At 70.7% G+C, this 18,745-nt stretch carries 13 protein-coding genes; 3 read left to right on the top strand and 10 right to left on the bottom strand.

Annotation, left to right across the window (positions count from 1 at the left end):
• Nucleotides 1–6: 6 nt before the first annotated feature.
• From D3105_RS16435 to D3105_RS16420, 4 genes are read right to left on the bottom strand one after another with little or no spacing between them, the layout of a single operon-like run.
• Entirely contained in the window at nt 7–2,490 is a 2,484-nt protein-coding gene (locus D3105_RS16435; protein ID WP_118903936.1) for a beta-glucosidase family protein, read from the bottom strand.
• Nucleotides 2,487–3,308 (bottom strand): carbohydrate ABC transporter permease, encoded by an 822-nt coding sequence (locus tag D3105_RS16430; protein ID WP_118903935.1) that lies wholly within the window; start codon nt 3,306–3,308, stop codon nt 2,487–2,489. Before D3105_RS16430 ends, D3105_RS16435 begins: the two co-directional genes overlap by 4 nt.
• Nucleotides 3,305–4,240, bottom strand: coding sequence for a carbohydrate ABC transporter permease (locus D3105_RS16425; protein WP_118903934.1), 936 nt, complete (start codon nt 4,238–4,240; stop codon nt 3,305–3,307). The genes D3105_RS16430 and D3105_RS16425 overlap by 4 nt, the downstream gene beginning before the upstream one ends.
• A gap of 32 nt (nt 4,241–4,272) precedes the next feature.
• Complete coding sequence (locus D3105_RS16420; protein ID WP_118903933.1) at nt 4,273–5,571, bottom strand: ABC transporter substrate-binding protein; 1,299 nt, start codon at nt 5,569–5,571, stop codon at nt 4,273–4,275.
• Between the two features lie 140 nt (nt 5,572–5,711).
• Between D3105_RS16420 and D3105_RS16415 the strand changes: the two genes are divergently transcribed.
• Both D3105_RS16415 and D3105_RS16410 read left to right on the top strand, forming a co-directional pair.
• The gene (locus tag D3105_RS16415; RefSeq protein WP_118903932.1) at nt 5,712–6,743 is read left to right on the top strand and encodes a LacI family DNA-binding transcriptional regulator; all 1,032 of its coding nucleotides are present in this window, start codon (nt 5,712–5,714) and stop codon (nt 6,741–6,743) included.
• Nucleotides 6,744–6,970: 227 nt separating this feature from the next.
• The gene (locus D3105_RS16410; protein ID WP_118903958.1) at nt 6,971–7,324 is read left to right on the top strand and encodes a hypothetical protein; all 354 of its coding nucleotides are present in this window, start codon (nt 6,971–6,973) and stop codon (nt 7,322–7,324) included.
• 109 nt (nt 7,325–7,433) lie between these two features.
• On the opposite strand, the gene D3105_RS16405 is transcribed toward D3105_RS16410, so the two are convergent.
• From D3105_RS16405 to D3105_RS16390, 4 genes are all read right to left on the bottom strand, one after another.
• A complete protein-coding gene (locus D3105_RS16405; RefSeq protein WP_118903931.1) occupies nt 7,434–8,321 on the bottom strand; it encodes a S1 family peptidase in 888 nt (295 codons plus the stop codon).
• Between the two features lie 274 nt (nt 8,322–8,595).
• Nucleotides 8,596–11,595 (bottom strand): ATP-binding protein, encoded by a 3,000-nt coding sequence (locus tag D3105_RS16400; protein ID WP_118903930.1) that lies wholly within the window; start codon nt 11,593–11,595, stop codon nt 8,596–8,598.
• Between the two features lie 211 nt (nt 11,596–11,806).
• Nucleotides 11,807–13,420 carry a S8 family peptidase gene (locus tag D3105_RS16395; protein ID WP_118903929.1) on the bottom strand — a complete coding sequence of 538 codons (1,614 nt, stop codon included), beginning with the start codon at nt 13,418–13,420 and terminating at the stop codon, nt 11,807–11,809.
• Between the two features lie 358 nt (nt 13,421–13,778).
• A complete protein-coding gene (locus D3105_RS16390; RefSeq protein WP_118903928.1) occupies nt 13,779–14,072 on the bottom strand; it encodes a hypothetical protein in 294 nt (97 codons plus the stop codon).
• A gap of 205 nt (nt 14,073–14,277) precedes the next feature.
• On the opposite strand from D3105_RS16390, the gene D3105_RS16385 reads away from it, so the two are divergent.
• Nucleotides 14,278–15,510, top strand: a complete 1,233-nt coding sequence (locus tag D3105_RS16385) for a metallophosphoesterase (RefSeq protein WP_118903927.1) — start codon at nt 14,278–14,280, stop codon at nt 15,508–15,510.
• Nucleotides 15,511–15,544: 34 nt separating this feature from the next.
• On the opposite strand, the gene D3105_RS16380 is transcribed toward D3105_RS16385, so the two are convergent.
• Nucleotides 15,545–17,263: an aldehyde dehydrogenase family protein gene (locus D3105_RS16380; RefSeq protein ID WP_118903926.1), complete on the bottom strand. Its 1,719-nt coding sequence runs from the start codon at nt 17,261–17,263 to the stop codon at nt 15,545–15,547.
• 140 nt (nt 17,264–17,403) lie between these two features.
• A complete protein-coding gene (locus D3105_RS16375) occupies nt 17,404–18,699 on the bottom strand; it encodes an MFS transporter (RefSeq protein WP_118903925.1) in 1,296 nt (431 codons plus the stop codon).
• Nucleotides 18,700–18,745 lie beyond the last annotated feature (46 nt).

The raw sequence follows: 18,745 nt of genomic DNA, 5'->3' as shown, positions 1-18,745 counted from the left end.
GTCCGGTCAGGGTGCGCCGGACCGGGACGCGTCGTTAAGGACCTCCGTCTGGACGCTCATGTGCAACCGGCGGGTGTGATCGACTGTTCGGACCGGTCCGGTCAGCGTGACCCGGGCCGTGAGTCGCGCGTCTGTGCTCGACGCGCTCAGCCGTAGTTCCAGATCGCCCGGCTCCACGATCCGGTGGCCCTCGCGGCCCGTGAAGGACGAGAGGTCGGCCGGGACCGTCACCCGTACCCTGGCCGCTCGTCCGGCATCCAGGTCGAGCCGCACGTACCCGATGAGGCGCTGTACCGGCTGGACCACGGAGGCGACCGGGTCGTGCAGATACAGCTGGACCACTTCGGTCCCCTCCCGCGCACCGGTGTTGCGGATGGTGCAGGAGAGCGTGAACTCGCCGTCCGTCGACGCCCGTCCGCGCTCGACTACGAGGTCGCTCCACTCGAAGGCGGTGTACGTCAGTCCGTGGCCGAACCCGAACGCCGGGGTCGGATCGACGCTGGACACATCGCTGGAATGGCCCAGCCGCGCCGTCAGGTAGGTGGAGGGCTGGGAGCCCGGGTGGCGCGGCACGCTGACGGGCAGCCGCCCCGACGGCCCGGTGCGCCCGCTCAGCACCGAGGCGATGGCCGTCGTTCCTTCCTCACCGGGGAAGAACGACTGCACGACCGCGGCGGCCTCCTCCACCGCACGACCGAGCGCGTAGGGCCGTCCGGCGAGCAGGACGACGACAACGGGAGTGCCCGCGTCGAGGAGGGTGTCGAGCAACTGCTGCTGCACTCCCGGCAGAGCCAGGTTCTCCGCGTCGCAGCCCTCCCCGCTCGTACCCCGCCCGAAGAGGCCGGCCCGGTCGCCGAGAGCGAGGATCACGAGGTCGGCGCTCCTGGCCAGGTCGACGGCCTCACCGAACCCGTCGGTGGCCGGGCCGTCGATGTCCGAACCCCGCGCGGTGACGATCTCGCAGTCGGGGAACTCCGCCGCGCATGCCTCACGCAGGGTGGGCAGTTCGACGCCGAGCGGCGTCCCGGGGTGCTGGCCCCCGACGTGGACGGGGAAGGCGTAGCAGCCGAGGACGGCTGTCGGGGCATCGGCGTTGGGCCCGATGAGCGCGATACGGGCCGGGGCTCCGGCACCCGCCACCAGGGGCAGGATGCCATCATTGCGCAGGAGCACGACGGCCTGTTCGGCGACGCGACGGGCCAGCGCGCGGTTCTCGTCGGAGTCGAGACGAACGGTCCCGCGCAGCGCCTCCGGGTCCCCGCCCGCGGAGCCGTTCGCCCCTTCCGCCCCGACGAGTGCCGCCGGAACCGGCCCCCAGTCCGCGTCCAGCAGTCCCAACTGGGCTTTCTGGATCAGCACTCGGCGTACCGCGCGGTCTACGAGCGCCTCGGGCACGAGTCCCTGGGCGATCGCTTCGGTCAGCGGGCGGCCGAACGTCTTGACGGTGGGCAGTTCCACGTCCACCCCCGCGCCGAGCGCGGCGCCCGCCGCTTCCCCGAAGGTCCCCGCCACCCCGTGCAGCGTCTTGAGGAACGCGATGCCGAAGTAGTCGGCCACAACGGTCCCGTCGAAGCCCCAGGTGTCGCGGAGCAGACCGGTCAGCAGTGGTCTGTCGGCCGCGGAGGGGATTCCGTCGGTGTCGGTGTAGGCATGCATGACGGACCGCACGCCGCTGTCGCGTACGGCCATCTCGAACGGAGTGAGGATGATGTCGGCCCGCTCCCGCGTCCCCATGGCGACGGGGGCGAGGTTGCGGCCCGCCCGTGAGGCGGAGTACCCGGCGAAATGCTTGAGCGTGGCGACGATCCCGGCCGACTCCAGTCCTTGTACGTAGGCGGTGGCCACTGTTCCCACCAGGTACGGGTCCTCGCCGATCGTTTCCTCGACTCGGCCCCAGCGGGCGTCGCGTACGACGTCGAGGACCGGGGCGAGCCCTTGGTGCACACCGACGGAGCGCATGTCGCGGCCGATGGAAGTCGCCATCTCAGCGATCAGTTCCGGATGGAACGTGGCGCCCCAGGAGAGCGGCACCGGGTAGGCGGTCGCGCCCCAGGTGGCGAAGCCGGCAAGGCATTCCTCGTGGGCGAGGGCAGGTATGCCGAATCGGTTCGCGGCGGCGATCCGAGCCTGGGTGCGCGACAGGGAGAGAGCGCCCACGGCCGGGTCGACCGGGGCCGTACCGAACGGGCGGGTCAGCTGGCCGAGACCGTGCGGAAGGAGGTCGTCGAGGACGACGGCCTCCTCCATGTCGTGTTGGAAGGGCGCGACCTCGGCGCCTTCGTCCGACGCGCCCACCCAGACGCCGAAGAGCTGGGAGATCTTCTCCTGAAGGGTCATGACCGCGATCAGGGCGTCGGCCCTGCCCCCTGGAGCAAGTCCGGGATCGCGCCAGGGGCCGTCGCGGTGGTCCGTGGCACCGGATACCGGTGCCGGGCCCGCTGCGGCCCCCGCTGGTGTCCGAGCAGCGGCGTTGTCGCTGTTGACGGTCACTTTCCTCCTACTCCCATGAGCCCCTGCACCAGGGCACGACGTGCGAACAGGTAGACGATCAGGACGGGAAGCATGGACAGGACGACCGCGGCGAGCAGGCCGGGGGTGTCGACTCCGTGCTCTGTCTGGAAGTCGTAGAGACCGAGGGTGATCACTTTGGTCTCCGCGGACTGGGTCAGGACCAGGGGGAAGAGGAAGCCGTTCCACGCCTGGAGTGCGGAGAAGACGACGATCGTCGAGATCCCGCTCCTGGACAGCGGCAGTACCAGCCGGAAGAAGATCCGCCGGGGCGAGGCGCCGTCCATCGTCATCGCCTCGTACAGATCGGGGGTGATGTCACGCATCACCCCCGTGAGGATCAGCGCGCACACCGGCATGGCGAAGGCCGCTGTCGGCAGAATGACGCCGATGAGGTTGTCGTAGAGACCGGCCTCGCTGATGACGAAGAACATCGGGACGATGACCGCCTGCGAGGGGATCGCCAGGCCCAGGAGGAAGAGCCGGAAGACCGTGGTGGTGACACGCCCCCGGCTCCTGACGATGGTGTAAGCCAGCGGCGGCACGAGAAGAACGACGATGCCCACCACGCACACGGTGACGACGACCGTGTTGAGGAAGTACTGCGCGAAGCCGCTGTTGAGGTCCTTGATGTAGTTGTCGAGCGTGAAGTGCCCGGGGAAGGCCAGCGGGCCGTTCGCCGCGTAGTCGGGTCGCGACTGGAACGTGGCGATGAGCATCACGTACAGCGGCAGCCCGACGACGAGGAGCCAGACCAGCGAGCCGAAACCGGCGAAGTAGTTGGGACGGCGCCTTCTCACAGTCCCTCCATGGTGCTGCGCATCTTGTCGTAGCCCGAGAGCCGGACCACGATCAGCGAGATGAGCGTGGAGACGAGGACCAGGAGAAGGGCGATGGCGGACGCCGACCCGTAGTCGAAGCTCTTGAACGCTTTCTGGTACATGTAGTACGCGCTGATGGTGGTGTCGCTGCCCGGTCCGCCCTGGGTCAGGATGAGCACGGTGTCGAAGGTCGTGAGTCCGCCGACCACCATCAGGATCATCGAGGTGATGATCGAGTTGCGCAGTTGCGGCAGCGTGATGTGGACGAACTGCCGCACCGTGCCCGCGCCGTCGATCTGCGCCGCCTGGTAGAGGACCTGCGGCACGGCGCGCGCCGCGCCCTGGTAGATCAGCGTGTGCAGGGGGGTGAACTGCCAGGTGCTGACGAAGACCAGGACACCGATCGCACCGGCCTGCGTCCCGAACAGGTTGCCGTCGCCGAACAGCCAGGTTGCCTGCGCGGGGACGCCGAAGTTGGGGTCGAGGACGGCGCGCCACAGCACCGAGACGGCCGCGACGGACAACAGCATCGGGACGAAGTAGATGGCGGACAGGACGGCCCGGTTGCGCTGGTGTCCAGCCGCCCAGACTCCGAGGAGGATGCTCAGCGGTGTCTGTACGAGGACCCCGAGCACGGTGAGCAGGACGCTCAGCCAGAGGCTCTTGATCATGACGGGGTCGTCGAAGAGCAGCTTCCAGTTGTCGAGACCGGCGAACTCCGGGCTGCTCAGCCCGTCCCAACGGGCGAAGGAGAGTACGGCGACCATGATGAGCGGGACGATGGCGAAGAGGGCGAAGAAGACAGCGGCGGGGGCTGCCCAGAGGAACCCCGGACGGCCCGCTCCGATGCCGGGCGAGTCGGCCTTGTCGAACGTTCCGTCCGCTGCAGAAGGAGTGGCGGTTCGGGTCATGTCATGCGTTCCGGGTCCGGATCTCCGTGAGGTCACGAGGCCGGCAGGGCCCGCATGGCCTCGATGAAGGCGTCCTCGTCCATCGAGCCGTTGAAGAACTGCTGGAGGGCCTGGTACATCGGAGTGGCGGCCGACTGGGGGTACGCCTGGTCCCAGGAGAGCTGGAACGCGGGGGCCGCCTTGACCATGTCGTACTGGAATTTCGCGAACTCGGGGCTGGCGGCGGTGTCCAGGAATCGTTCGGTGTTCGTCGTCGTCGGCAGGTTGCCGATGCCGAGCTGCGCCTTGACGAACTGGTCCGAGTACATGAGCTTCAGGAACTCCGCGACGGCCTGCGGGTGCTTCGTCTTCTTCAGCACGGAGTAGAAGTTGTTGGTATTGCCCACGAGGTTCGCCCGGTCGCCCTTGCCGCCCTCGACCGAGGGGAAGGCGCTGTATCCGAGGTCGCTCTTCGCGAAGTCGGGGTGTGCGTCCTGCTGCGTCGAGTACTCCCAGGAACCCATCAGCTCGAAGGCCGCCTTGCCGGTCGCCAGGAGCGTGGGGGATCCCTGATCGGTGAACTTCACCGAGTCGTAGTTGGTACCGAAGGCCCCGGCGTCCACCAGTTCCTTGATCTTGCCCAAAGCCTTCCGGCTGTCCGGGCTCGCCCAGGCTTCCCGGTCGCCGTCCAAGGCCTTCCGGAAGAGCTCCGGGCCTGCGATGCGGTCGTACAGGTACTCGAACCACATCAGTGTCGGCCACCGGTCGCCGCCGCCCAGGGCGATCGGAGTGACTCCGTCGGCCTTCAGCGCCTCGACCGCCGCCAGCAGGTCGCCCCAGGTCTCGGGGGGTTCGACGCCCGCGTCCTTGAGGACCTTTCCGTTGTTGAACAGCAGCACGGGCTGCGTACCACGCATGGGGATTCCGTAGGACGTGCCGTCGACCACCGCGCTGTTGAACACCGACGGCAGGAACTTGGCCTTGAGCCCGGGGTCCTTGGCGATGAAGGGGTCGAGCGGGAGCAGCAGACCTGCGTCGACGAACGGCTTGATGCTGCCGCCGCCCCAGTTGAAGAAGACGTCCGGCGCCTGCTTGCTGTTGATGATCGTCTGCAGCTTGGCCTGGTAGTCGGCGCCCGGGATCGTGTCCAGGACAGCCTTCACCTTCGACGTCTCGTTGAAGGTGGCGACGAGTTCCTTCTCCACCTTGTTGGCCGCGTCCCCGTAGACCAGGACGTGGATGGTGTCACCGTCTGCGGCGTCCGAGCCTGCTCCGCACCCGGACAGGGACAGCATCAGGGACAGGGCGGCACCACCGACGACGGTCCGCGAGAACCGTGTGCGTTGCTTCATCGACTCACCTTTCGAAACTTTCGATGTGACGGTCGAAACTTCGTGAGTCGGGACGCTAGAACTCCGCAACAAGGAGGGTCAACCCTTGGTCGCCGCGTTACCGAAGCGTTACTCTCAGGTGGCGGCTCGCCTCGTGCTTTATGCTCCTCGCCATGCGCGATGACGAAAAAGTGGGCCGCATCACTCTGGCGGAGGTGGCCCAGCGGGCCGGCGTCTCCATTTCGACAGTTTCGAAGGTGCTGAACGGCCGGCAGGACGTGGCACCCCCGACGAGGGTCAAGGTGGAGCGCCTGCTGGAAGCCCACGCGTACCGGCGGACATCACGGTCGACCCGCGAGGCGCCACTCATCGAGATCGTGTTCCACGAGCTGGAGAGCATCTGGGCGATGGAGCTGATCCGGGGAGTGGAGAACGTCGCCAAAGCCCACCGCGCCGGAGTCGTCCTCACCGAGAGCGGAACGCGCCACTCACCCGGCCCCGACTGGATGGAGGCGATGCTCCAGCGTCGGCCGCTCGGGGTCGTCCTGGTCTTCTCCGCCCTGCCCGGCGAAGTAAAACAGCAGCTCAGGGGGCGTTCGATCCCCTTCGTCATCATCGACCCCGCGGGCGACCCCGACCCGGACGTGCCCTCCGTCGGCTCCGCCAACTGGAACGGCGGACTGGCGGCCACCCGCCATCTCATCGAGTACGGGCACCGGCGCATCGGGGTCATCACGGGCCCCGAGGACATGCTCTGCTCCCGCGCCCGGCTCGACGGCTACCGGTCGGCAATGACCATGGCCGGCCTGGAGGTTGACCCGGAGCTCGTCCTGTTCGGCGATTTCCATGTGGAGGGCGGGTACGACCGCGCCGTCGAGATGCTCTCCCGGCCCCAGAGGCCCACCGCCATCTTCGCGGGGAGCGACCTCCAGGCACTGGGAGTGCTGGAGGCCGCCCGGGTCCACGGCCTGCGCGTCCCCCACGACCTCTCGGTGGTCGGCTACGACGACGTCTCCATCGCCCGCTGGGCCAGCCCGGCACTCACCACGGTCCACCAACCGCTGCGCCAGATGGCCGAGGAAGCCGCCCAGATGCTGATGCGGCTGCGCGCCCAGGAAACGGTCTCCACACGGCTGGAACTGGCCACGAGCCTGGTCGTACGCAAGAGCACGGCACCGCCGCCCGCGAACTGAGCACGCAGACGGCCGCGTTCCGCGGAAGGGTGGGTCAGCGGCACACGGACCGGCCCCGCTCGGGCCATCACATGCGCTGCCGATGGGGAAGGCCCTCCGACCAGTCCCGGAGCAGACCGAGTTCAACGGCCGGGGCGGAAATCGCCTGGCGGCCGAGCGCGAGGCGCCGGTATCGTCCGGCCTTCCCGCCTGTCGCAACGGCAGGCCGTGCACGGAGAGCGATGCAGATGACCAGCCGACAGGCAACGACGACCTTGTGGCGCCCCACCGGCCCCAAGGAGCTTGAGCTGGTCCGGGAGCTGGGCCGGCGTGCCTGGCCCCCGCGGCTGCCGGAGCAGCCGATCTTCTACCCCGTTCTCAACGAGGACTACGCGGTCAGGATCGCGCGGGACTGGAACGTGAAGCACGACGGTGCCGGGTTCGTCACTCGTTTCGAGGTCGATTCGGAGTTCCTGAGCCGGTATCCCGTCCAGCAGGCCGGTGGGCGGACCATTCTTGAGCTCTGGGTTCCGGCCGAGGAGCTGGACGACTTCAACGCCCATATCGTCGGTGAGATCCAGGTGGTCCACGAGTTCCGCTGAGCCGGGGAGGCCCGTGGGCTGGACACGACGGCACACGAACGACGCTGTCCCCGCCGACGAACCGGCGGGGACAGCGCTCAGGGCGGATGCGGAACCCTGTCGTGCGGGATCAGATGATGCTCACTCCGTAGACGCTGAGCGCCTCGGTGACGGGCTGGTAGAACGTGGTGCCGCCGGACGAGCAGTTGCCGCTGCCGCCGGAGGTGAGGCCGAGCGCGGTGCTCCCGGAGAAGAGTGCGCCGCCGCTGTCGCCGGGCTCGGCGCAGACGTTGGTCTGGATCAGACCGGAGACGATGCCGTCGGCGCCGTAGTTGACGGTGGCGTTGAGACCGGTGACGGAGCCGCCGTGCAGGCCGGTGGTGCTGCCGCTGCGCTGGACGGACTGGCCGACCGTGGCGTCGGCTGCGCCGTCGATCTCCTGGTAGCTGCCGTTGTAGAGGGAGACACGGCCGTCGGCCGCGCCCGGGTCGGAGTGCCGGATGATGCCGTAGTCGTCGCCGGGGAAGCTCGATCCGGTGGTGGTCCCGATGGACCACGAGCTGCCGATGTTGGTGCAGTGGCCGGCGGTCAGCGCGAACTTGGTGCCCGCGCCGTCCTGGACGTTGAAGCCCAGGGAGCAGCGGGCTCCGCCGGTGGTGATGGCTTCGCCACCCGCGATGAGCTTGGAGAACTTGCCGGGGGTGCGCTTGACCACGAGAGCGTCGGCGTTGGCGCCCGCCTCGCTCTTCAGCTTGGCGATCTCGGCCTTGCTGACCGTGCTGTCGGCGGTGACGACGACCTTGCCCGACGCGCCGTCGACGTACCAGGCCGTGCCGCCGACGTCGGCGGTGCGGACGGAGGTGGCGGTCTGGTTGAGCTCGGTGGCGCTGAACGTCTTCGGGGCCGGCTGGGCGGATGCGGCGGCGGGAACCGCGAGCGCCGCCGCGGCGGCGAGGCCGGTGGCCCCGGCGATGAGTCGTGCTCGTCTCGTGAGGCTGTGGGGGCGAGAGAGTCGCACTGTGTTCCTCCAGATCGTGGGGGGAAACTCGGGGCGTTTGGGTGGACGCCCATGACGCGTCATCGGGAACACGATCAACCCGACGTGTCCCTGACAACGTTATTCATGCTGGAGAGACCGATGGACCCACACAAGACCCCCGGAACGGGGCTGGCCGAGAAGTAGTTCTTGTGGTGCGCTCCAGACCTCAACAAATCGGTTTATCACCGGCCCCCGGAAGGGAGGGGATGGCGGAAAATGGACCGTAGCGTTCCGCACTTTCCCGCGTCTTCGGTCACGGTCCGAGGTGCGGGCCGATCTCGGTGCGGGACGACACCCCCAGCTTCCGGAGGGCGCGTGCCACGTGATGTTCGACCGTCCGGTGCGAGAGGACCAGCTCGCTCGCGATCTCGCGGTTCGACAGGCCCAGCGAGGCGAGCCGGGCCACCGCTCGCTCCCGGGGCGAGAGGTGGTCGCCGTACCCCAGCGCGCCGGGCCTGCGGACAGTGATCTGGCCGTGCTCACGCAGTTCGCGCTGACACCGCAGCACATCCCATACGGCGTCGATGTCCTCGTACGCCGCGATCGCCTGGTGGAGCACCGTACGCCCGCCGGGCACACCCGAGGTCAGCATGTGGAGACCCCGGGCCTCCTTCACGTACGCGGCTTCGTACGGTCGCTCCAGCCGTGTCCAGGCGTCGGCCGCGGACACGTACAGCGCATCGGACGGTGCACGGCCTGACTGCGGGTCGTCCCTTGTGCTGAGCAGGGCACGACAGGTCAGCAGGGCGGCCCGGGCGGCCGGTGCGTCCCGGTCGGCGATGCCTGCGGCCAGCTCCGCGACCATGCGATGTGCCTCGCCGGGGCGGCCGTCCCGGACGAGGGCATCGACCGTCGGCGGTACGAGGGTGGTCGCCCACACCCACGCCCCCGTACGGCGGACGTGGCGCAGCGCCTCCTCCACCGCCTGAACAGCCTGCGGTGGCCGGCCGGCCGCCAGATGGACCCGGGCCACGGCAGCCGCGGCGGCCGTCAGCACCACGCCGGTGTCCAGTGCGGTCGTACGTACGGCACGCTCCAGGAGACGCCGCGCCACATCCGTCTGCCCCTTGGCGTGCAGGCGCAGCAGTCCACAGACCAGCAGGGCCTCCGCGTGGAAGTCGGGCACGTCCTGGTACTGCGCTTCGGCACGCTCGGCCCGTCCCAGCAGTCCCTTCCACCGACCGCTCGTGAAGGCCGCGACCAGATCCGTCGTCTCGACGAAGGCTTCCAGATAGGGGGCATGGTTCCTCCGCACCTCCTGCCACGCCCGGGCCTGGAAGGCACGGGCACGCACCGGGTGGCCCAAGGAGTTCGCGGCGCCCGCCAGATTGGCGTACACCCGCGCCGCCGCCTCTCCGGTGAGGGAGCCGGGCAGATCGGCCACCGCCTCCCACGCCGACGGGTCGCCCATCAGGGCCAGGGCGGTGGCGCGGTTGGCCAGCACCGCGGAGCGCAGGTCCGCCTCCCCGACCCCGGGCAACAGCCGCTCCGCCTCGGCCAGCAGACGGCGGTGCTCAGCGACCGGCCAGCCCTTGAGGGAGGGGATGGCGGTGATCGCCAGCGCGCGTGCGGCCTGACCGGTGGAGACGACGAGCAGGTCCGGCACCGCTCGCGCTATCTCCTCCAGCGCCTCCAGCCCGGAACCCGACTGGTTGCGCAGCAACAGGCCCAGGAGCAGCCGGATCTCACCGCTCGGCCCGGGACCCAGGGAGCACTGGTCGAGGACCTGCCGCAGCGCGGCGGGCACCTGCGGGCCAGGCCGGGCGTTCAGCGCGACGCGGGCCAGTTTCAGCGCGACCCGGTCGCGGGCCACGGGCGATGGGCCGTTGCGCAGGGAGCCGAGGTAGTGAGCCGCGGCCGTGCCCGCATCCCCGTCCCCCGCCGCCCGGTCGGCTGCCGCCTCCAGGCAGCGCGCCGCCTGCGCGGGGCGGCCGGCGCGCCGGTAGTGCTCGGCCATCCCCGCCAGCGGAAAGGGACTGGTGTGCCGGGACAGGGCACGGGCCGCGCGCAGGTGCAGAACAGGCCGCTCCGGTTCGGCGACCGCCTCGTACGCGGCCAGGCGCGCCAGGCCGTAGGGGAAGGAGTAGACGCCGTCGTAGGGGGAGGCGTGAGCGTCGTCGTGGACGGAGGCGTAAGCGCCGTCTCGGGGGGCACAGCCGCCCTCGCAAGGGAAGCCGGCCTCGCGAGGGAAGGCGCAGGCGCCCTCGTACGGCGAAGCACAGCCGTCGCTCGTCCGTCGGAGGACGGCTTCCCTCAGCGCCACCGCGAGTGCTCCACGCGTCTCCGGTTCGTCCAACCCCGCGACGGACCGCAGCAGTTCCACGGACGCGGGTCCGCCCAGGACCGCCGCCGCGGCGACCACCTGCCGCGCCGCGGGAGGAAGGCCACGCAGCCGCTCCACCACCACGCGGCGCACGGACGGAGGCAGGGGCGGCTCCCCCGCCGCGTCGGTGGGGAACGCCGCGGAGCCGGGCCATCCGCGCAGTACCTCCTCGACCACGTACGGCAGGCCGCCCGTCCACCGGTGCAGACGGTCGGCGAACTCGTCCGGTACCGCCTGCACGCCGAGCAGCCCGGCGGCCAGCGCGCCCGTCTCCTCCGCCGACAACGGTGCGAGGTGCCGCTCGGCCACCGTCGCGTGGGGCGGTGTCCGCAACGGGAACGGAAGTCCGTCGCCCCCCTCGGCGTCGGTGTGGGGAGCGGTATGGCTGCGGGCGGTGAGTACGAGGCGCAGGCGCGGCGGCGGGTCGGCGACGACCGTACGGAGGAAGGCGCAGGTGGATGCGTCTGCCCACTGGAGGTCCTCGAAGACCAGGACCGCCTCCCCCAGCGATGCCGTGTACGCGCGCAGGGCGCGCAGCACGCGGTGGTGTTCGGCGCGCGGGTCTCCCAGGGGCGGCGGCGCGGGCGGGAGGCGATCCGCGAGGTCGGGCAGCAGAGCGTGCAGGGCCCCGGTCACCGGCGGCAGGTCCGCCGGGAGCGGTCCGGGGCACAAGCGGTTCAGCGCCTCGATGAGCGGCGCGAACGGGAAGGGCTTGTCCGCCTCCTGGCAGCGGGCGACCAGGGTGACGGCACCCGGTGACGCGGTCCGTCGCAGGAGTTCGTGGACGAATCGGCTCTTCCCTGCCCCCGCCTCGCCGGTGATCACCACGACGGCGGGTCTGCGGTCCAGCTCCGGGCACACGTCGTCCAGGAGGGCGGAGCGTCCGATCAGGAGACCGGGGGCGGAGGGCGGCGACGGCTCGGCGTTCACGGCTTCCTTCCGCGCTCCTGAGCGGCATCGGCAGGACGGAGGTACGGGCGGGCGATGCGACCGGGCCGTCGGAACGGACTCATGATGGCCCGTTCCGACGGCCCTGGAAAGAGGAGTGGCGTCTGCGGCGCATGTGCGGGCGCCGCAGAGGCCCCCCGCCCCGGACCGGTGAGGTTCGCAGAGGCTCACCGGGCGGGAGGCGCAGGCCGGATCAGAACTGGAGGGACCAGGAGTTGATGGAGCCGGTGTCGTTGACCCAGTTGTCGGTGACGCGGAGCTTCCAGACGCCGTTGGCGGGGCTGTTGGAGGCATTGACCGTGAACGTGCCCTGGACGTTGTCGGCGCTGTCGTTGGAGTCGAAGTTCTTCAGGACGGCCGCGCCCCCGCCCGGGGGCAGCAGTTCGACCTTGAGGTCACCGCGGAAGGTGTGGCGGATGTCGAGGGTGACCGACAGGTTGGCGGGGGCGTTGCCGTCGATGCCGGTCACGGTGATCGGGGACTCGACGGTGGCGTTGTCGCGGATCTGGACCTGACCGGTGCTCTCGAACCTCTTGCCGGGGGGATCGGTGGGGTCCTCACCGCCGCCGGTGCCGGTGAAGAGCAAGCGGTTGGGTGAGCCGGGGCGGGCGTCGCTGATCTTGTCCGGGGTGGCGTCGGCGATGAGCTTGTCGCGGACCTGGGCGGGGGTGAGCGACGGGGTGGCGGCCAGGAGCAGGGCGGCGGCGCCGGCCGTGTGCGGGGATGCCATGGAGGTGCCGCTCATGGACTGGTTGGCGCTGTCGCCCGCGTTGGACGAGGAGATGATCTTGTCGCCGGGGGCGAAGATGTCGAGGCAGGTGCCGTAGTTGGAGGCCTGGCCGTTGCTCCAGCCGGTGGCGCGGGCGTCCGAGCTGTTCGTGGCGCCGACCGTGATCGCCGCCGGGGTGGACGAGGGCGAGTACTGGCAGGAGTCGGCGTTGTTGTTCCCCGCCGCGACGATCCAGGTGATGCCGGAGGCGATGGAGTTGTTGATCGCGTCGTTGATGGACTGGGTCTTGCCGCCGCCGACGCTCATGTTGACCACGGCGGGCTTCTTGGCGTTCTTGGTGACCCAGTCGATGCCGCGGAGGACCGGGTCCCAGGTTGTGCCGGAGCTGCCCTGGCAGTTCAGCACACGGACACTGACGATCTTGGCGGCCTTGGCGACCCCGTAGGAGCTGCCCGCGGCCGTCCCGGCGACGTGGGTGCCATGCCCATGACAGTCTGATGCGTTGGCGTCGTTGTCGATGAAGTCGTAGCCGCTGGTGGCCCGGCCGCCGAAGTCGCTGTGGCTCATGCGGACACCGGAGTCGACGACGTAGACCGTGACGTTGGAGGCGTCGCTGGGATAGGTGAAGCTCCTGTCCAGCGGGAGGTTGCGCTGGTCGATGCGGTCCAGGCCGTAACTGGGCGGATTGGGCTGGGTGCCGGTGGCGTACGCCGCGCCGTCGGCTTCCACGCGGGCCACCGAGGGGTCGGCGGCCAGGCGCTTGGCCCTCTCCTCGCTCATCTTCACCGAGAAGCCGCGCAGGGCGGTGGTGTAGGTGCTCCGCACCTGGCCCGCGTGGCGCTGGGACAGGGACCGCGCGACGGAGGGTATCTCCGTACGGGCCACGGAGTCCTTGAGCGTGACGATGTAGGAGCCTTCGACCGCGTCGGGGCGGTCCGCACCGACGATGCGGCCTTCGCCGCCGCCCGTCGGTACGGGCGCGGCCGTGGCCCCGGCGGTCGTGGCGGCTCCGACGATCAGGGCGGCACCGGCTCCGACGGCGAGCAGTCTCCGCAAGGTGCGAACGGGACGATCCACAGCTTCTCCTCTTGATGCGTCACAGACCCGGTCGGGCCTGGTGGGGGTGGACCGCCCGGCGTGCGGGCACCACGGAGAGATGCCGTGGTGACGGGAGATCGGGCCGGGCGGCCTCGGGGATGACCTGTGATGGGCTTTGCCGCCCAGAGTTTGCGGCGCTCGGACGGCGCCTATCAATACGTAGCCCTACCTAAAGGAACGGCGGTGCGACGGGGGCGGCGACGGACACGCCGGCGTGCGGGGCCGCGTCACGTCCGGTGGATGCGCGTCGGTGAACGGTTCGTGCGCTCCGGCCGCATGAGGACTTTCGCCCGCTTCGCACTCTTTCGCGCTGCCGTACGTCAGCGGCAGAGGGGCGTCACTGATTGCTGAGGAGATAGCTGCGAAGCTCGTCGTCGCAGTCTTCGAGGGTGCTGGCCGAGCCCCGCGAGAAGGCCAGTATTCCCTCTTCCTCGCGATCCTGTTCGGGCTTGGCCAGTTGCTTCCCGACCTCGGCGATGAGTTCGTCGCACTCAGCGCTGACGGACTCGGCGGGCCGCGGGTCCGCTGCCGAGGAGTCCTGCAGTGCGGCAGTGGCGGCGAGACCGGCCGCGCACAGCACCGCCCACGCGCCGACCCAGGTGCGGCGCCTCATCCGTATCGGCTTGGACATCCACGCATCCTACGAGCGCCGGGGCCGGCTCGGGCCTGAATCGCGGACCGCAGGACTGAAGATCGTCGTGGCGTGATGACCAGGGGCCGGAAGCCGACGCCCGAAGCGGATCCCGCGTCCTGCGAGAGAATCCGGCAGTGGGGCCGGAGCAGAAGCAGGGCATCGGCTGCGGAATCCGCCCCGGCAGAAGCTCAGGAGGGCAAGCGTGACCGAGACCAGCGATACCCGATCCGCGGACGGTGCGGCAGGCGGTGCGGCGCGAGAAGCGCCGCGGAGTCGGCTGCAGCGTCTGATGCGCTACATCCCCCTGGTCGCTCCCGTCCTGCTGTGGGCCGTGCCGTGCTGGGTTCTCCTGCACACCGGTCAGCGCTGGCCGTTCACCGTCGCACTGGCCGGCACCGGGTTGTTCGTCCTCGGTCTGGTCGTCATGCCGTTCGCGATGGCGCGGGGCCACGGTCGGCGTCAGCAGGACCGGGCGGCGATCCTCGGGGACACGCTGCTCGGCGGCATATGGGTCCTGTTCACCTGGTCCGTTCTGCTCGGCGTCCTGTTGCGGCTCGCCCTGACCTTTGTCGGCGTCGGCGACGGGCAGGACCGGGCGCGCATCGTCACCTGGGCCGTCCTCGGTGTCGCCGCCGCGCTGCTCGCCCGGGGGTACACCGAGGCCCGACGCGTGCCGCGCGTCCGTCGGCTCGACGTGGAACTCCCGCGCCTGGGAGCCGGGTTGGACGGCACCCGGGTCGTCCTGATCACCGACACCCACTACGGTCCGCTCGACCGCGCCCGCTGGTCCGCACGCGTCTGCGACACGGTGAACACCCTGGAGGCCGATCTCGTCTGCCACACGGGCGACATCGCGGACGGCACGGCCGAACGCCGTCGTGCCCAGGCCGCTCCCCTGGGCACGGTGCAGGCCACCCGGGCCCGGGTCTACGTCACCGGCAACCACGAGTACTACAGCGAGGCCCAGGGCTGGGTCGATCTGATGGACGAGCTGGGGTGGGAGCCGCTGCGCAACCGCCATCTGCTGCTCGAACGCGGCGGTGACAGCCTCGTGGTCGCCGGCGTCGACGACGTCACCGCCGAATCATCCGGGCTGGCGGGCCACCGCGCCCACCTCGCGGGAGCCCTCGACGGCGCCGATCCCGCTCTCCCCGTCCTGCTCCTCGCCCATCAGCCCAAGTTCATCGACCGCGCGGCGGCCCACGGCATCGACCTCCAGCTCTCCGGCCACACCCACGGCGGCCAGATCTGGCCGTTCCACTACCTGGTCCGCGTCGACCAGCCTGCGGTCGCGGGCCTCAGCCGCCACGGCGCGCGCACCCTCCTCTACACCAGCCGAGGCACCGGCTTCTGGGGCCCGCCCTTCCGCGTCTTCGCCCCCAGCGAGATCACCCTGCTCGTCCTCCGGTCCCCGCAGGGGGCCGCCGCGTCCTGACGGCGGAGGGCGGGCGGGCCGGACCGCCGGGGTGTCACCCACGCAGCGCGGAGGCGAAGATGCCCAGCAGCTTCGTCAGGGACGGGGCCGTCGTCCAGGCGGTGAGGCGCTTCATCGTCGTACGGCCCGTGCGGTTGGTGACGTAGTACGGCGGGCGCGGGGACAGCGACGGGGAGCCGGTGAACAGACCGCGCGGGAACGGTGCGAACGGCGCCTGCAGGACCGTCTTCTCGACGTCCTCCAGCAGGAAGGCGTTGTGCACGAATCCGACCCCGCTGCCGATCGCCTGGCGGGTGTGGCCGGGATGGGCGCCCCACGGCGTACAGCCGAGCAGAAAGCCGAACGCCGACCAGCAGTTGACGCCGAGCGTGCCGTACCGCAGCCCGGCGACGGCCTCGTCCACGGCGGTCCGGTGGGCGCGTTCGGTCCTCGGGTGGACGAGCAGGGTGGCGCCGAGGGTGCCGGGCAGCCTGGTGTTGGCGAACTCCGTCGCTGCCCGCAGAAACGCCGGCGCGTCGCCGCCGGGCAGTCGGATGACACCGAGGGCGCCGGCGAACACCTCGTCGGTGAGCATGACGTCGTCCATCTCCTCGATCTCGGACACGAGGACGCGGCAGGACCCGTCGGGGCCGAACGTCTCGGCCCTCGGGTGGTGCGCGAGAACCTTGTCCACGCGGTCGGTCGCGCCCGGATAGTAGTCGGCGCGGGGCGGCAGGGCGCGCAGCACCGCGCGGATCTCGGCGAGCAGTCGCTCGGTGCCGTCCCAGTCCTCGGGTACGACCAGGATCTGGGTGGCGACACAGTTGTGGCCGGAGTTGTTCAGCTTGCTGGTGACGATGTGCTCGGCCTGGAAGCGGAAATCCGCCGCGCTCCAGGGGCCGGGCGTCACGATGCAGGGGCTCACCCCGCCCAGCTCGCTGGTGAACGGCTTGGTGTTGAGCGGGGTGTCGGAGCGGCGGCGCTCCTCGGCCCGGTCGTCCGTGCCCCACACGATGGCGTCGTGGGTGCGCTCGCTGCCGGTGACATGGATGGAGTCGATGCCGTCGTGACCGGTGAGGTAGGCGCCCTCGGCGGCGCCGCCGTCGGCGAAGCGGACCCAGCCGCGCTCCACGAACTCGCCGAACACCCTCTCGAAGTGCGGGCGGAGATAGGCGTTGACGGGGTTCATCTTGGCGAGGACGACCTCGCCCTCCGCGTACAGCTTGTGGAGGATGTCGAGCGGGGTGATGGCGGCGACGTTGCCCGCGCCGAGGACCAGCGCGACGCCGGGGCCTCCGGGCCGTCCCCGGTACTCCCCCGCCGCCCGGCCCAGCACCTGCTCGCGGGTGGTGCCGGGGAGGGCCCACACCTGCGCGGTGAAACCGTTGAGGAGCAGGCGGTCGGCGGGGGTGGCGGGGAAGACATCGACGACGGTGCGGTCCTCGCGGCTGTGTACGGCCCCGGCGTCCAGCGGGTGACGTCCGGCGGCCAACCGGCGCAGGACGTGGAGTTGGGCGCTGACCGCCCGGGCCAGGGCCCAGGGGGCCGTGACCCAGTCCTCGGCGGCCCAGGCGGAGGTCGCGGTGTAGCCCTTGGCGCGGGCCGCGTCGGCGACCATGGCCTCGGCGGCCCCGTCGATCCGGGGCAGGGTCCGCTCCAGGAGGGCGATCCGCTCGGGCAGCGGAGTCTCGGCCCAGGCTGCGGCGTGGTCGCGCAGCTCGCGCACGGCCTGGTCCAGTGGAACGGTGTCGGCTGCTGCGGCTGTGGTGTTCACGGTTTCTCCTGAGGCTCGTGGGGGGGTGTGAACTCTTACGGGATTGATCGCGGGTGGACTCTCGCGGTGAAGGCGGCCCGTCGGAGCCGCTCCCCTCCGCGCGGGGCGGGCCCCGACACGGGCTGCTGGCTGAGCGCAGGTCAGCCGTGGAGCCGGGCCCTGTCGCGCTCCGGGTCGATCAGGGCGAAGGCGACGACGGAGCCGAGCGCGATCAGCGCTCCGGACAGCAGGACGGCGTGTTCGTAGCCGGCGACGCCCTGGGCGTCGACGAGCGCTCCGACGACAGCGGGTGCGAGCAGCCCAGCAACCGTGACCAGGGCGTTCATCAGGCCCAGCGCACCACCCGCTCGCTGGGGCGGGGCGAGTTCCGCGACGGTCGTCGCGGCCACGGTGGCGTACGAGCCGCCGAAGCCGAAGCCGCAGGCGATCAGCACGGTCTGGATCACGACCGAGTCCGTCAGCGGTACGGCCAGGCAGCAGAGGGCGCCGATCGCGAGCAGTCCGCCGCCGACCTGTCCACGGGCCCGTCGGCTGCTGGAGCCCCGGCGCATCAGCCGGCCCGTCAGCCACGCCTGGCCGAACAGGACGACCGCGCCGACCGCCCAGGGGGCGACGACGACGATGCCCGCGGTGTCGGCCGAGTAGTCCAGGGCGTTGCGCAGATAGGACGGCAGCCAGACCAGCATGAGCGCCACGGTCCAGTAGCTGGTGAAGTAGGCCAGAGTGGCGCCGATCCAGGTGCGGGTGGCGAAGATCCGGCGGTAGGGCACCGCCTGCCCGCCGCCGTGCCCCCGCGCCGCGTCTCCCCCGTCCCGGCCGCGGGGGCTGTCGGCGCCCAGCGCCGCCCAGGCCAGGGCCCATGCGACACCGACGGCGGCGAGCACCCACAGGGCCGAGCGCCAGCCGTGGTTCTGGATCACCCAGGTCAGACCCGGGGCGGAGATGATCACCCCGAGGGTGATGCCGATGGTGATCAGCGCACCGGGCAGGTTGCGCTTCTCGTTGGGGAACCACGCCAGGGTGGCCTGCTGGGCGACGGGGAAGGCCGGCCCCTCCGCCGCGCCGAGGAACACCCGTGAGGCCACGAGCACGGCGAGTCCCCCGCCGATGGCCGCCGGCACCTGAGCCACCGACCACAGCAGGGCCATGACCAGGAGCAGCACCTTCGGCGAGACCCGGTCGGCCGCCATGCCCACCACGACGGCGGCGACGGAGAAAAGCAGGAAGAACGCGCTGTTGGCGAGCCCGAACTGCGTGGCGCCGAGACCGAGGTCGGCGCGTATCTCGTCCGCCGCCAGGCCGAGGACGGACTTGTCGGCGAAATTGATCATCATGAAGACCACCAGCAGCGCGGTCACCGTCCACGCGCGGACGCTGCTGCTCGGTGCCACGATGGTTCCAGCCGGGGGCTGGGGCACGGCCGGTGCCGCGGTCATGGTCGCTCCTGAGGGATGTTCCGGAGGAAGGGGCGGGGGGAAGGGG

The sequence above is a fragment of the Streptomyces globisporus genome (assembly GCF_003501885.1).
Taxonomy (GTDB): Bacteria; Actinomycetota; Actinomycetes; order Streptomycetales; family Streptomycetaceae; genus Streptomyces; species Streptomyces globisporus_D.
The sequence above is the reverse complement of the archived record's forward strand: the minus strand, read 5'-3'. Positions and strand labels throughout refer to the sequence as shown.